The sequence below is a fragment of the Mycobacterium sp. smrl_JER01 genome, from assembly GCF_048513595.2.
In the GTDB taxonomy this organism is placed as follows: Bacteria; Actinomycetota; Actinomycetes; order Mycobacteriales; family Mycobacteriaceae; genus Mycobacterium.
Genome location: NZ_JBLXXK020000001.1, coordinates 4,287,251 through 4,302,456, shown reverse-complemented (window position 1 = coordinate 4,302,456; position 15,206 = coordinate 4,287,251). Strand labels below are relative to the sequence as shown.

The 15,206-nt window shown below is 68.2% G+C and carries 10 protein-coding genes; 4 read left to right on the top strand and 6 right to left on the bottom strand.

Annotated features, from left to right (window positions below; genetic code table 11):
• Positions 1-28: 28 nt before the first annotated feature.
• The 3 genes from ACNUDN_RS19960 to ACNUDN_RS19950 form a co-directional block, all read right to left on the bottom strand.
• On the bottom strand, positions 29-1,387 hold the full coding sequence (locus tag ACNUDN_RS19960; RefSeq protein ID WP_419123504.1) for an FAD-binding oxidoreductase: 1,359 nt from the start codon (positions 1,385-1,387) through the stop codon (positions 29-31).
• Positions 1,384-4,881: a TM0106 family RecB-like putative nuclease gene (locus tag ACNUDN_RS19955; RefSeq protein WP_419123503.1), complete on the bottom strand. Its 3,498-nt coding sequence runs from the start codon at positions 4,879-4,881 to the stop codon at positions 1,384-1,386. Before ACNUDN_RS19955 ends, ACNUDN_RS19960 begins: the two co-directional genes overlap by 4 nt.
• Positions 4,882-5,031: 150 nt before the next feature.
• Complete coding sequence (locus ACNUDN_RS19950) at positions 5,032-5,595, bottom strand: LppP/LprE family lipoprotein (protein WP_419123502.1); 564 nt, start codon at positions 5,593-5,595, stop codon at positions 5,032-5,034.
• 107 nt (positions 5,596-5,702) lie between these two features.
• On the opposite strand from ACNUDN_RS19950, the gene ACNUDN_RS19945 reads away from it, so the two are divergent.
• The 4 genes from ACNUDN_RS19945 to ACNUDN_RS19930 all read left to right on the top strand — a co-directional run bounded on the left by ACNUDN_RS19945 (position 5,703) and on the right by ACNUDN_RS19930 (position 11,887).
• Positions 5,703-7,388 carry a DEAD/DEAH box helicase gene (locus ACNUDN_RS19945; RefSeq protein ID WP_419123501.1) on the top strand — a complete coding sequence of 562 codons (1,686 nt, stop codon included), beginning with the start codon at positions 5,703-5,705 and terminating at the stop codon, positions 7,386-7,388.
• Between the two features lie 50 nt (positions 7,389-7,438).
• A complete protein-coding gene (locus tag ACNUDN_RS19940; RefSeq protein ID WP_419125231.1) occupies positions 7,439-8,575 on the top strand; it encodes an acyltransferase family protein in 1,137 nt (378 codons plus the stop codon).
• An 80-nt stretch (positions 8,576-8,655) separates the two neighbouring features.
• Positions 8,656-9,372: a siderophore-interacting protein gene (locus ACNUDN_RS19935; RefSeq protein ID WP_419123500.1), complete on the top strand. Its 717-nt coding sequence runs from the start codon at positions 8,656-8,658 to the stop codon at positions 9,370-9,372.
• A 181-nt stretch (positions 9,373-9,553) separates the two neighbouring features.
• Positions 9,554-11,887 carry an arylsulfatase gene (locus ACNUDN_RS19930; RefSeq protein ID WP_419123499.1) on the top strand — a complete coding sequence of 778 codons (2,334 nt, stop codon included), beginning with the start codon at positions 9,554-9,556 and terminating at the stop codon, positions 11,885-11,887.
• An 11-nt stretch (positions 11,888-11,898) separates the two neighbouring features.
• Here ACNUDN_RS19930 and ACNUDN_RS19925 read toward each other — a convergent pair whose 3' ends face one another.
• From ACNUDN_RS19925 to ACNUDN_RS19915, 3 genes are read right to left on the bottom strand one after another with little or no spacing between them, the layout of a single operon-like run.
• Positions 11,899-12,480 (bottom strand): TetR/AcrR family transcriptional regulator, encoded by a 582-nt coding sequence (locus ACNUDN_RS19925; protein ID WP_419123498.1) that lies wholly within the window; start codon positions 12,478-12,480, stop codon positions 11,899-11,901.
• Positions 12,480-13,745 carry a cytochrome P450 gene (locus ACNUDN_RS19920; protein ID WP_419123497.1) on the bottom strand — a complete coding sequence of 422 codons (1,266 nt, stop codon included), beginning with the start codon at positions 13,743-13,745 and terminating at the stop codon, positions 12,480-12,482. Before ACNUDN_RS19920 ends, ACNUDN_RS19925 begins: the two co-directional genes overlap by 1 nt.
• A 60-nt stretch (positions 13,746-13,805) precedes the next feature.
• Positions 13,806-15,167, bottom strand: a complete 1,362-nt coding sequence (locus ACNUDN_RS19915) for an FAD-binding oxidoreductase (RefSeq protein WP_419123496.1) — start codon at positions 15,165-15,167, stop codon at positions 13,806-13,808.
• Positions 15,168-15,206: the final 39 nt, after the last annotated feature.

Sequence of the window (15,206 nt, the reverse complement as noted above, 5' to 3'; positions counted from 1 at the left end):
GAAGCCGGCCCGGTCCCTTCGAGGGCGGTCAGGGGAACAATACGGCGCGGTTGAGGAAGCCGGTCGGGTCGAAGGCGGCCTTGATCGCCTTCATCGCCGCGATGTCGGTGTCCTCGCGCGCCATCGACAGGTAGTCGCGCTTTCGGGTGCCCACGCCGTGTTCGGAGCTGACGTTGCCTCCGTGGCGCGCGATCAGCGTCATCATGGCCGCGTAGAGCTCGCGTTCGGATTCGCCGGCGAGCGTGCAGCGCACGATGTTCAGGTGCAGGTTGCCCTCGCCGATGTGACCGAACAGCACCGGGATCGCCTCCGGCGCGTGCTCGGCGATGAGTGTGGCGGCCTCGTGGCCGAAAGCTGTGATCGACGAAAGTGGCAGGGAGACATCGAATTTGAGCGGTGGTCCGTAGATGCCGAGCACCTCTGCGACCGCCTCGCGGACCTGCCAGAGCCGCTGCTGGGCGACCGTGTCGATGCCGACCGCCGGCTCGTCGGCGAGATCGGCGTCCTGCAGCCCCCCGGCCAGCCGCTCGGTCAGGTCCGTGTCGCCGGCGAGCTCGATGAGTAGTTGCCAGGTCCCCCGTACCGGGGGCACCACCCCGACGTGCTCGGCGGTCAGTGCGCCCGCCCTGGCGTCAAGGAGCTCCAGCGCCGCAATGCCCTCCATGTCGCGGAACGCCCGGCCCGTGGCGATCAACGCGTCCAGATCGTCGAAACCGCAGATCGCGGTAACCCGGTGACGCGGGGCAGGATGCAGTCGCAGGTCCAGCGCGGTGATCACGCCGAGGGTGCCCTCGGCGCCGACGAACAGCGAGGCGAGGTCGTAGCCGGTGTTGTCGCTGCGGACCTGACTGTGGCGGTGCACCACCCGGCCGTCGGGCAGCACCACGTCGAGTCCGATGACCTGTTCGCCCATGTTGCCGTAGCAGACGGTGCGGAGTCCGCCGGCATTCGTCGAGGCCATCCCGCCCACGGTGGCCGAGTCGCGGGCGGCGAGGTCGACCCCGAAGATCAGGCCCGCGGCGGTGGCCGCGTGCTGTACCTCGGCCAAGGTCACCCCCGCCCCGACGCGGATTCGGCGTTCCACGACGTCGACGTCTCCGATACCGCCCAGCCGTTCGGTGGACAGCAGGACGTCGTCGTGTTCGGGGACCGTGCCCGCGACCAGCGAGGTGCGCCCGCCCTGCACGGTGACATTCACCCCGGCGGCGCGGCAGGCCCGCAGAACGACGGCCACCTCGTCGGTGCAGCCCGGGCGCACCAGCGCCGTGGCGTGGCCCCGGTACCGCCCGGTGTGATCGATGCTGCGTCCGTCGAGCACGTCGGCGTCGGTGCTCACGTAGGGCGCTCCGACGATCGCGGCTAGCTGCTCGGTCAGCGGTTGGGTCACTCCGCCGGTGTATCACACCCAGACAGTGACAGGAACGCGCCCAACTCGCGGAGCCGCTCGGGGGTGCCGGGCAGGTAGTCGGTGAGGTGGTGCGAGCGTACGATCACGGCCAGATACTTGGCTCGGCTCACCGCGACGTTGAGCCGATTCCTGTTGAGGAGAAACGCGATTCCGCGCGGGACGTCGTCGATCGACGACGCCGTCATGGACACGTACACCACGGGCGCCTGCTGACCCTGGAACTTGTCGACGGTGCCGGCGCGCACGTCGGTCAGTCCGGCCGCGTCGAGGCGCCGACGCAGCAGGACCACTTGCGCGTTGTACGGGGTCACGATCAGCACGTCGCGCTCGCGCAGCGGTCGGGTGCCGTCCTCGTCGGTCCACCGCGTCCCCAGCAGCCTGGTGATGTCGGCGACGATGGCGTCGGCCTCCTCCGGGCTCTCGGTCGCGTTGCCGAGATGGTCGAGGGCCAGCGTGCGCACCCCCGGCGTGACGCCGTCGAGGTGGCGCGCGGCGGTGACCTCCTCGGCCGAGAGCAGTCGGCCGTCGTAGGACAGCCGGGATACGGCCGCGCACACGTCGGGGTGCATGCGATAGGAGCGGTCCAGGAAGTACCCGCGGTCCGGGGGCAGCGTGTGGTGGCCGTCGACGAGCCAGCCGAGCGCCGAGCCGTCGACGGGCTCGGGATGGATGCCCTGACTGACCTGCGGGAGCTGCTGCGGATCCCCGAGCAGCAGCACATTGCGAGCGGACGGGGCCACCGCGACGGTGTTGGCGAGGCTGAACTGCCCGGCCTCCTCGATGACCAGCAGGTCGAGGCTGAGGCGGGCGATCTTGTTGGCGTTGGCGAAATCCCAGGCAGTGCCACCGATCACGCAACCGTCCTGGCAGAGGAACTGCGCGTAGTCGTCCCGCCCGAGTTCGGTCCAACCGGTGCTGACGGTGTGCAGCTTCTTGCCCACGCGTGCGCCGTCGATGCCGGCGGCCATCAGGTCGGCGAACAAGTTCTCCACCACCGCGTGTGATTGCGCCACCACGCCGACCCGCCACCGGTGCTCACCGACCAGAGTCGCGATCACCTGTGCGGAGGTGTGCGTTTTGCCGGTACCGGGCGGACCGTGCACGGCCAGGTAGGACGAGTCCAGGTCCAGTAACGCCGCGGTGATGTCGGCGGCGACGTCGCCGGTGCGCGGAAGTGCAGCACCGCTGCGGGTCCGGGGTGGGCGGCGCAGCAGGATGTCGGTCAGCCCGTCGGCGGGCAGGTTCGGCAGCCCGGCGGCCACCAGCGCCGTGGTCTGGGCGATCGAGTCCTGCAGCGCAGCGGTGCTGATGGGCGGTCCGGGGGTGAGCGCGAACGGAACCTGCGAGAAGACCTCGCCGTTCTTCGGTTCGCGTTCGACGATGAGTAGTTCGGTGGGCGCCTCGGGGTCGTCGCATCCGGTCACGGTGACCGTCCCGAACCCCCGCCGGTCCGGGTCGTCGGCGAGCCCGGCAGGAGACGGCGGATCGTAGAGCGCGTACATGTCCCTGCTCACCTCACCGCTGGCGATCTCACCGAACAGGCGCAGATGGCGCTGTGGTTTGCGGGCCCGAGGCGGCGTGTGCCAGTCGGCGACGATCTCGTGGTGCTCGGCGAGGAAAACCCCACCGTCGTCGGCCCATTCGTCGACCGGGTTGTTGACCCGGTCGAAATGCGCCCACCAGAACGGCTTGTCCTCACGCTTGTGGAAACCCTTGGCGGCGGCCAGCAGCGCGACCGCGGTCTGCTCGCGGGTGCGCGCGTCGATGCCGTCACCGGCGAACGCGCGCAGCGTGCGCTCGACCTGATCGGGAGGTTCGGCGACGTCGGGGCCGGCGGTGCCGGCGAGGCCGGCGGGGCCGGCGGGGCCGGCGAGGCCGGCGGTGCCGGCCACCGGGACGGGGCCGCGCGGCGGCACCCCGGATTCGATGGCGCGGGCGGTCAACCAGTCCCGCAGCCGGCGCGTCGAGCGGCAGTCGTAGCGGTTGTACTCCTTGATCTCCTTGAGGACGGTGGCTGCCTCGTCGGCGCGACCTTCGTCGCGCAGTGCGCAGTAGCGGGCATATTCGGTGATCGATGCGGTGGCGGTGGTGACCTCGCCGTCGCGCAGCTCGTTGCCCATGTACAGCGGCTCAAGTGATTTGATGCTGTAGTTCGGCGTTCCCACCCGGATGCTCTTGCGCACCAAGGGATACAGGTCGACGAGCACGCCCTCGCGGAGCAGTTCGTCGACCTCGCGCTCACCTTCGCCGTAGCGGCCGGCCAGCCGCAACAGCGTGCTCTTCTCGTATGCGGCGTAGTGGTAGACGTGCATGCGCGGATGGCGACGTCGGCGTTTGCGGACCATCGCCAGAAAATCCTTGAGGGCCTGGCGTTCCTCGGATCGGGTGTGCGCCCAGAACGGGTGAAACTCGTCGCTGACGGTCAGCACACCCCACAGGTATTCCAGCCCCCACTCGCGACCGTCGGTGGTCCACAGCGGATCGCCCTCGAAATCGAAGAACAGATCGCCGCGGTCGGCGTCCGGCAGCACCATGAGCGGCTGCGCATCGACCAGTTCGTAGGGCGGTTTGCCGTCCACCCGGTCGGCGATCTGCAGGCGGGCCTGAGCGGTCAGCGCGGCGATGGTGCGGGGGGAGAGCTCCGCCACCGGCCCGTCGTGGGAGGCCAGCTCACCCACGGTGGTCAGCCCCGCGTCGAGCAGTCGGGCCCGCTGGCTGACCCGCATCCCGGCAACCAGGAGCAGATCGTCGTGCGCGCGGACCTGGGGCTCGCATTCGGCACACCGGAAGCACGCGCGGACGCGCTCGTCCTCCCAGGTCACCGGCCGGCCTCCGGCGAGGTGATCGTCGAGCAGCCGTTGCAGGGCGGCCCGCCGTGGCCGGTACACCGGAAGCAGTTCGTCGACCGGATAGCTGACGGTGGTGCCGTCACCGAGCACCAGGTCGACCTCGTCGGCAACGGGAACACCTGCGGCGGTGAGGGTTTCGACGTAGGCGGCCATCTGTAGCAGCGCTTCGACCTTGACCGAGCGGGCCAGCTTGGTGTCGCGCAGCCGGTAGCGAGGTTCGCCGGCAGATGGGTCGCGGTCCTGCGGGTCTTCCAGGATCAGGAAGTCGGCGAATCCCACGAAGCGGCCGTCGAACATCGCGGCCTGATAGATCACCGGTGCCCGTCGACGGATCGCCTGCAACGTCTGCTCGGCCGCGGCGGTCAGGCCGTCGAGGGTGTACCGGGGCCTGCCGATGACCGCGACGTCGGCGTCGAGCCTCAGCTCGTCGAGGTGGCGGTGCTCGTGCTCGTCGCCGAGGGTGGCGGTGCGGGCCAGCAGTTCGTCGTCGGAGGAGACGGCCGGACCCCAGCCGAGTCGGGCGTCGAAGGAGCGCAGCAATGCGTACTCACAGCGCGCCGCGGCCGCGAGATCGGAGGCGCTGTAGACGACTCGGACCTCGTCTGCGTCGGTGGCGACGAACACGCAGCCACTGTAGGGGAACCCGCCGACAGCGCCACCCCCTCGCGCCACCGCCGCGCCATCCCTCGCGAGGGTGCAATCACGGTAGTCGGCAACGCACAGGCACGACGCTCAGTGCACGTTCGGGGACCGACACTCGTGACTGCGCCCAGCTCACCCTCCGGTGTTGCCGATCAGTTCGACACCGCTGCCGTTCCAGCGGAACTTCACGATGCTGTCCAGACCGGGCACACCGCCCGAGTACTTCAGCGCGACGGTGTCACCGGTGGTCTGGGTGCCGTCCAGTCCGTTGAAGCCGTAGGTGTCGGGCACCCCGGTCGGGATGAACTTGCCTTGATGGAACAACACCGCGCGGGTGTTCGGGTTCTGCGAGTTGGTGTTGGCCTTGATGATGACCGCCGAGAGCTGCGCGCACTCGTTGTAGTTGCCGGCCAGCGGCTCGGGGTTCCAGCCCTGGTTGCTGCGCGGGTCGCGGGGCAGCTCGGAGACCGCCCTGGCGATCTCCGGCGCGGCCAGGTCGGTGGCGCACGGATCATCGGCGGGCGCCGGTCCCGGCAGCGGACCCGCAGGCGGTGGCGGACCGGCCGGTTCCGGGGCAGGTGCGACCGTCGTCGGGTCCGGCGTCTTGGACACCGTCGAGTCGCCCGGACTGCAGGCCGTCGCCGCGGTCAGCGCTGCCGCCCCCACCACGGAGCCGATGGTCGCCGCCCAATTCACAGTTGCGCACCGTACCGTCACCGGGATCGGCGCCGCGGAAGGCGCGCAGGACGCCCCGGCGGCGGGACGACGGACCGTGCCGTGGTTACCACTAGACTGCAACGACGATGACGTCGACAGATGCGGATTCCCAGACCGCTGACCTGACTTTTGCCGACCTGCAGATTCACCCCGGGGTGCTGCAGGCGGTCGCCGACGTGGGATACGAGTCACCTTCGCCCATTCAGGCGGCCACCATCCCGGCCATGCTCGAAGGGTCCGATGTGGTCGGGCTCGCCCAGACCGGGACGGGTAAGACGGCCGCGTTCGCGATACCGATCCTGTCGAAGATCGACACCGACAGCCGCGCCACCCAGGCTCTGGTGCTGGCCCCGACCCGTGAGCTCGCGTTGCAGGTGGCCGAGGCATTCGGTCGCTACGGTGCACATCTGCGGGTCAACGTGCTGCCCGTGTACGGAGGATCCTCCTACGTGCCGCAGCTGGCCGGCCTCAAGCGCGGTGCGCAGGTCGTCGTCGGGACACCGGGTCGGGTGATCGACCATCTGGAGAAGGGCAGCCTCGACCTGTCGCACCTGGACTACCTGGTGCTCGACGAGGCCGACGAGATGCTGCAGATGGGATTCGCCGAGGACGTCGAACGCATCCTCGCCGACACCCCGGAGTACAAGCAGGTGGCCCTGTTCTCGGCGACCATGCCGCCGGCCATCAAGAAGATCACCTCCAAGTACCTGCACGACCCGGTCGAGGTCACCGTCAAGGCCAAGACCCAGACCGCGGAGAACATCACCCAGCGCTACATCCAGGTCTCGGGTCCGCGGAAGATGGACGCGCTGACCCGGGTGCTGGAGACCGAGCAGGGCGACGCGATGATCGTGTTCGTCCGCACCAAGCAGGCGACCGAAGAGGTTGCCGAGAAGCTGCGCGCGCGGGGATTCGCCGCGGCGGCGATCAACGGCGACATCCCGCAGGCGGTCCGGGAGCGCACCATCAACGCCCTCAAGGACGGGTCGATCGACATCCTCATCGCCACCGACGTGGCCGCCCGGGGTCTCGACGTCGAGCGCATCTCGCATGTGCTCAACTACGACATCCCGCACGACCCCGAGTCCTATGTGCACCGGATCGGGCGCACCGGGCGCGCGGGCAGGTCGGGAACCGCGCTGTTGTTCGTGACCCCCCGCGAGCGGCATCTGCTCAATGCGATCGAACGCGTGACCCGGCAGAAGCTCGTCGAGTCGGAGCTGCCGTCGGTCGACGACGTCAACGAGAAGCGGGTGGCAAAGTTCCGCGATTCGATCACCGACGCGCTGTCCAAACCCGGTATCGACCTCTTCCGCACACTGATCGAGGCCTACGAACGCGACCATGACGTGCCGATGGCCGATATCGCGGCCGCGCTCGCGGTGCAGAGTCGCGACGGCGAGGAGTTCCTGATGACGGAACCCCCGCCGGAGAAGCGGCGGGAACGCCGGGAGCGCGACGGCGACGATCGAGCGCCCCGCAAACCGCGCGAGCGGCGCAGCGATCTCGCCACCTACCGTATCGCCGTGGGTAAGCGGCACAAGGTGGCGCCGGGCGCGATCGTGGGCGCCATCGCCAACGAGGGCGGATTGCACCGCAGCGATTTCGGGCACATCACCATCAAGATGGACCATTCGTTGGTGGAGCTGCCTGCCAAGCTTTCCGGCAAGACGCTGAAAGCGTTGGAGAACACCAGGATTCAGGGCCAGCTGATCGCGCTGCAGCCCGATCGCGGGCCCAAACCGCATCGGGGGAAGCCCAAGCCGAGGTGACGTTGTCCGACAGGTCGAACCGCCGGTCCGCCGAGGCTGACGACGTCGACATCGGTGGAGGTCTGGCATCGGTCACCACCGGGCGGGTGCCGTCACTGACCGGGATCCGGGCCGTCGCCGCCCTGCTGGTGGTGCTCACCCACGCCGCCTACACGACGGGAAAGTACCCCCAGGGCTATCTGGGCCTGGTGTATTCGCGGATGGAGATCGGTGTGCCGATCTTTTTCGTGCTCAGCGGGTTTCTGCTGTTCTCGCCGTGGGTGAACAGAGCGGTGGACGGCAGGCCGGCGCCGTCGGTGCGCCGCTACGCCTGGCACCGAGTGCGCCGCATCATGCCCGCTTATGTCGTCACCGTGCTGGCCGCCTACCTCGTGTACCACTTCCGCACAGCGGGACCGAATCCCGGGCACACCTGGGAGGGCCTGTTCCGCAACCTCACCCTGACCCAGATCTACACCGATCACTACATGTTCGCCTTCCTCCATCAAGGGCTCACCCAGATGTGGAGCCTGGCGGTCGAGGTCGCGTTCTACGCGGTGCTGCCCGCGCTGGCCTATCTGTTGCTGGTCGTGCTGTGTCGGCGGCAGTGGCGTCCGGGTCTGCTGCTGATGGGACTGGCGGCGCTGGCGGCGGTGTCGCCGGCGTGGATGTGGCTGGTGCACACCAGTACGTGGCTGCCTGACGGGGCGAGGTTGTGGCTGCCGGGATACCTCGCGTGGTTCGTGGGAGGCATGCTGCTGGCGGTGCTACAGCCGATGGGGGTGCGTGCCTACGCGCTGGCATGTGTGCCGTTGGCTGTGGTCTGCTTCTTCATCGTCGCGACGCCGATCGCCGGTGAGCCGACCACCTCGCCGGCCGAGCTGCGCGAAGCGCTGGCCAAGACGGCCTTCTATGCGGTGATCGCGACGCTGGTGGTCGCCCCGCTGGCTCTCACCGGCCGCCGGGAAGCGACCGACGATCGGCCGGGCCTGTACTCGCGCTTCATGGCGAGCCGACCGATGGTGTTCCTCGGCGAGATCTCCTATGAGATCTTCCTGATCCACCTCATCACGATGGAGTTGGTGATGGTCGAGGTCGTCCGCTACCCCATCTACACCGGATCTGCGTGGTTGCTGTTCTTGGGCACCCTGGTCGTGACGATCCCGCTGGCGTGGCTGTTGCATCGCTTCACCCGGGTCCGCACCTGATCGCCGGCGGGGCCGGATCACCCAGCGAGCGAGTTAGGTTACGCTGACCTAATAAAAGGCTGGAAAGGGTGGTGAGTCCGATGCCGGACACCAAGATGTCGCGCGGATTCGCCGGTGCGGTGCTCAAGCTGCTGCGCGCCGGCGATTACGAACTCACGGTCACCGGACGCGCCGAGGTGAGCCCCCATTATCTGCGGCTGAGCTTTCAGGCCGGCGGACTGTTGCAGGACCGGGCGCTGCACCCCACGATGTGGATCCGCATGTGGTTCGCCGACGGCGACAAGTTGCATCAACGCGGCTACACCCTGGTCAACCCGGATCCCGAACGCGACACCGTCGACATCGAGTTCGCTCTGCACGACGGCGTCGCGGCGCGCTGGGCCGAGCGCGCGCAGCCGGGCGACACCATCGAGGTGACCGTGTTGGGCAGCAACTTCGCCCTGCCCGAACCCGCCCCGGCCGGCTACGTCATCGTCGGCGACACCGCGTCACTGCCGGCGATCAACTCGCTGCTCGACGCGATCGGCGACGCCCCCGCGCGGGTGTTCCTCGAAGCCGCTCACGCCGACGACAAACAGTTGCCGGTGCGTCGGGACGCCGACGTCGTCTGGGTCGACCGCGCCGACTCCGGGGAGGCGCTGATCTCGGCGGTGGCGTCGGCGGCGTTCGAGGCCGGTGACCACTTCGGCTGGGTGGCCTGTGACAACCGCACCACGCGGGCGGTGGCCAAGGTGCTGCGGGAGGAGTACCAGATTCCGCGCAAATCCATCAAGGCACAGGCCTATTGGGTCGCCTAGGCGCCTCGGCCGCGACGGCCGGATTCCAGGCGGTGACAACACGGTGACGCGCCGACGACCAAGGCGTCAATATCCGGCGTGAACCGGGACGCCGACATACGCTGACCCTCTCAGAACCCGAGAAATGTGGTTCTAGGTCGAGAGGACTGCCTTGCACGATTCACCAACGGGGCCAGATACGGTGCGCCGGGACATCCTGCCGATTCCGGATCCCCAGCATGTCGGATTGACGACCTACGACGCCAGGGATCCCGACACCACCTACCCGCCCATCACCCGGTTGCGGCCGCCCGAAGGCGCGCCCAACATCCTGATCGTCCTGCTCGACGACGTCGGATTCGGCGCCAGTTCGGCGTTCGGCGGTCCCTGCGACACCCCGACCGCGGAACGCCTGGCGGCCAACGGCCTCAAGCTCAACAGATTCCACACCACCGCGCTGTGCTCGCCGACCCGGCAGGCATTGCTCACCGGCCGGAATCACCATTCGGTGGGGATGGGTGGGGTCACCGAGATCGCCACCTCCGCACCCGGTTACTCCAGCATCCGGCCCAAGGACAAGGCTCCGGTCGCCGAGACGTTGCGACTCAACGGATATTCGACCAGTCAGTTCGGCAAGTGCCATGAGGTGCCGGTCTGGGAGGTCTCGCCGGTCGGCCCGTTCGGGCAGTGGCCCACGGGTTCGGGATTCGAGCACTTCTACGGGTTCATCGGCGGTGAGGCCAACCAGTACTACCCCGGCCTCTACGAAGGGACCAAACCGGTCGAACCGGAGAAGACGCCGGAGCAGGGCTACACCCTCACCGAGGACCTGGCCGACCGCGCGATCACCTGGGTGCGCCAGCAGCAGGCCCTGACCCCGGACAAGCCGTTCTTCATGTACTTCGCCCCGGGGGCCACCCACGCCCCGCACCACGTACCGGCGCACTGGTCCGACAAATACCGGGGCAAGTTCGACGACGGCTGGGATGTGTTGCGGGAGAACATGCTCGTCAAGCAGAAGGCGCTCGGTGTGGTACCCGAGGACGCCGTGTTGACCGCGCGCCATGACGAGATCCCGGGGTGGGACGACATGCCCGCCGAGCTCAAGCCGGTGCTCGCGCGCCAGATGGAGATCTACGCCGGATTCCTGGAACAGACCGATCACGAGATCGGCCGGCTGATCGACGCGATCTCCGACCTCGGGGTCCTCGACGACACGCTGGTCTACTACATCATCGGCGACAACGGAGCATCGGCCGAGGGCACCCCGAACGGCTGCTTCAACGAGATGTGCACGCTCAACGGAATGGCGGGCATCGAGACGCCGGAGTTTCTGCTGTCCAAGATCGACGATTTCGGAACCCCCAACGCCTACAACCACTATGCCGTCGGATGGGCGCACGCGCTGTGCGGGCCGTATCAGTGGACCAAGCAGGTGGCGTCGCACTGGGGCGGCACGCGCAACGGGACGATCGTGCACTGGCCAAACGGGATTGCCGCCAAAGGGGAAACCCGCGATCAGTTCCACCATGTGATCGACGTCGTGCCGACGATCCTGGAGGCCGCCAGGATCCCCGCGCCGACAGTGGTGAACAGTATCCAGCAGGCCCCGCTGGAGGGCGTCAGCATGATGGCCACCCTGTGCGACCGCGACGCCGACGAGACGCACACCGTGCAGTACTTCGAGATGTTCGGTAACCGCGGGATCTATCACAAAGGGTGGACGGCGGTCACCAAACACCGGACCCCGTGGGTCGTCGACCACCCGCCGCTCGACGAGGATGTCTGGGAACTCTACGCACCCGACGACTGGACGCAGGCCCGCAACCTCGCCGCCGAGCAACCGGAGCGACTCGCGGCGCTGCAGCGCCTGTGGTTGATCGAAGCCGTCAAGTACAACGTGGTGCCCCTCGACGACCGCTCCTTCGAGCGATTCGACGCGGGCATCGCCGGCCGGCCGCAACTGATCACCGGAACCACCCAGACCCTGTTCTCCGGCATGCGGTTGCTGGAGAACTGCGTGCTGAACATCAAGAACCGTTCCCATGCGGTGAGCGCGCTGATCTCGGTGCCGGACGGGGGCGCGCAGGGCGTCGTCGTCAGCCAGGGCGGGGGAGTCGGCGGCTGGTGTCTCTACACCCACGAGCACCGGCTGAAGTACTGCTACAACTTCTTCGGCATCGAGTATTACTTCGTCACCTCCGACGCGCCGATTCCGCCTGGAGAGCATCTGGTCGGTTTCGAATTTGCTTACGACGGTGGAGGTCTCGGGAAGGGTGGAACCGTCACCCTCTACTGTGACGGAAAGTCCATCGGGGCGGGCCGGGTCGAGCAGACCGAACCCATGGCCTTCTCGGCCGACGAGGCCTGCGATGTGGGTTCCGATACGGGGTCACCGACGTCGCCGGACTACGGGCCGCACGGCAACGGGTTCAACGGCCGGATCGAGTGGGTCAAGATCGACGTCAGCACCGACGATCACGAGCATCTCATCACGCCCCAGGACAGGTTCAACATCTCGATGGCGCGCCAGTAACGGGCGCCGCCCTACCGGGTCGCGTGGCGGGCCGGCAACATGGTGGGGACGACGAACTCGTCGATCATCGCGCGTTCGTCGTCCTCGTCGTGGCCGGGGAAGAGCATCAGCGACGTCATCACCCGCACCAACCAGCGGGCCCGGTGTGCCACCAGCGCGGCATCATCGGGGCCCAGCGAGATGACGAACGCCTCGGTCAATGCCTTGATGACCTCGGACTCCTCGGCCATCTGGGCGCCGATGGGCCGCTGGGTGGCGGCGAACCACGAAGCCAACGCTGGGCTTTCGCGAACCTTGCGCAACGATGCCAGGATGCCTTCGACCAACCGTTCACGCGGGTCGGCGATCGACATGATCTGCTCGGTCATCTCCCGGTAGAGCCGGTGGCTCTCCCGATGCACGTAGGCGGTGTGCAGCGCCTCGCGGTTCTCGAAGTAGCGGTACAGCGTGGCGCGTGAACAACCTGCGGCCGAGGCGATCTCGTTCATGCCGACGGTGGCGGCGGCCTGAGTGGCGAACAGTCGCGCCGCCGCGTCGAGGATGCGATCGGCAGCCACCTCGGTACGCCGGTCGGCCAACCAGTCAGCCGCCATCAGTAGGTGACCGTGAACGGTACCGATACCGGGCGGCGCACGTAACTGCCTCCGGCCCAGACGATGGCGGACTCGTCGACCTCGAACCTCGGGATGCGCGCCAGCAACTCGGTCAAGGCCACCCGCGACTGCATCCGCGCCGCGGCCGCACCGAGGCAGTGGTGAGCTCCGTGACTGAACGTCAGGATGTTACGGGGCCGCCTGGTCACGTCGAGTTCTGCTGCATCGTCGCCGAACTGGCGCTCGTCGCGGTTGGCCGATCCGTAGAGGAACATCACCCGCCGGCCCTGCGGAATCGTGACGCCGGCGATCGACACGTCACGGGTCACCGTGCGGCCCAACATCTGTACCGGTGAGGTCAGCCGGAGGAACTCGTCGACGGCGTCGGGGATCAGGGCCGGATTCTCGCTCAGCAGTGCCCGCTGCTCGGGGCGTTGGTGCAGCAACTGGACCGAGCCGCCGAGCATGCCGGTGGTGGTGTCGTTGCCGCCGGTGACCATGGTGAACGTGAAGGCCAGGATCGACAGCACCCCGGCGATGTCGCCGTCGGCGCCGACCCCGGCGGCCACCAGGTGCGACACGGTGTCGTCCGCGGGTTGGGCGCGGCGGCGCTCGATGAGGGCGGTGAAGTAGGACATCATGTCGCCGAGGGCGTCCCCGACCGAGCCGAGCGCACCCCCGATGCCGCCCGCGCTGGTGTTGGCCGCCACGATGGCATCGGTCCAACCGTCGAACTTGTCCCGGTCCTCGTCCGGCACGCCCAGGTAGTGGGCGACCACCATCGACGGCAGGGGTTTGAACAACTCCGCGACGATGTCCGCGCCACCGTCGGCCTTGATGCGCTCGAGTCGTTCGACGACGAACCGGCGGACCTTGGGCTCGACCGCCTCGACCTGTCGCGGGGTGAAGCCGCGGGCGACCAGTTTGCGAAATGCGGTGTGCACGGGCGGATCCTGCATGACCATGGGCGGGTTGTCGGCCAGCCCGATCAGGTCCAGCTCGCCGTAGTTCACGGTCAGCCCTTGCGCCGAGGAGAACGTCCCGTGGTCGCGGGCGGCGGCCCAGATGTCGGCATGGCGGGACAGCACGTAGTAATCACGGGGGCGGGCCCCCAAATTACCGGTGTCTGGCCGGTCCTCGGGAACCACGTGATGCACCGGATCGTGGTCGCGCAGCGCCCGGTACATCGGCCAGGGCTCGCGCCAGGTCGTCGCATCGGCCAGGGTGAAGCGCACCGGCGAGTCATGAGACAAAGTGGCCGTCATGTCTCATTCGTACGACATGTGGCGGCCAGTGTCAATGCTCCCGCTGCTCGGGCGGGCTTCTCAGATCGCGGCCCCCGGGTTCAGGATGCCGTCGGGATCCAGCGCGTGTTTGATCCGGCGGTTGAGCTCCATCGCCTCGGGACCGAGCTGACCGGCGAGCCAGGGCCGTTTCAACCGGCCTACGCCGTGCTCGCCGGTGATCGTCCCGCCCAGGCCGACCGCGAGATCCATGATCTCGCCGAACGCGCGCTGGGCGCGCTGCTCCATGGCTGCATCGGTGGGGTCGTAGACGATCAACGGGTGCGTGTTGCCGTCGCCGGCGTGGGCGATCACCGAGATCAACAGGTCGTGCTCGGCGCCGATCTTCTCGACGCCGCCGACGAGTTCGGCCAGTGCGGGCAACGGGACACCGACATCCTCCAACAGCAGCGCGCCCTTGGCCTCGACCGCGGGAATCGCGAACCGGCGGGCGACGACGAAGGCTTCGCCCTCGTCCGGATCCGACGTCGAAAAGACCTCGGTGGCACCGTGTTCGGTGAAGACGTCGGCCATGAACTGGGCGTCCTGGGCGCCCGACGGACCCCGGTCGTCGCTGGCCGCCACCATCATCGCGGCAGCATTGCGATCCAAACCCATCTTCAGCTTGTCCTCGACGGCGTTGATGGCCGTCGCATCCATGAACTCCAGCATCGACGGTCGGATCTTGCCGGTGATGGTGACCACGGCATTGGCCGCGTCCTGCACCGAGTCGAAGGTGGCCACCACGGTGCACGCGCCACTCTGGGCCGGCAGCAGTTTGAGCGTCACCTCGGTCACCACGCCGAGGGTTCCCTCGCTGCCGACGAACAACTTGGTCAGCGAGAGTCCGGCGACGTCCTTCAGCCGGGGACCGCCGAGTCGCACCGCGGTGCCGTCGGCCAGCACCACCTGCAGGCCCAATACGTAGTCGGTGGTGACGCCGTACTTGACGCAGCACAGTCCACCGGCGTTGGTGGCGATGTTGCCGCCGATGCTGCAGATCTCGTACGACGACGGGTCCGGCGGGTACCACAGGCCGTATTCGGCGACCGCCTTCTTGACCTCGGCGTTGAGCAGCCCGGGCTGCACCACTGCCGTGCGCGTGACCGGGTCGACCGCGATGTCACGCATCTTCTCCGTGCTGAGCACCACGCTGCCGTCCAACGCTGTTGCGCCACCGGACAATCCGGTGCCCATACCGCGGGGGATGATGGCGATCCGGTGCGCGCCGGCCCAGCGCAACACGGCTTGGACCTCCTCGGTGCGCCGCGGGCGCACCACCGCCATCGGCGTTCCGGCGCTCGGATCGGCCGCGCGATCCTGCCGATAGGACTGCAGAATGTCGGGGTCGGTGACGACGGTGCCGTCGGGAAGTTCGGCGATCAGGCCGGCCAGCGGTTGCACAGCCGCCAGTGTAGGGCCGGGTGGGCTGATGTTACGGAC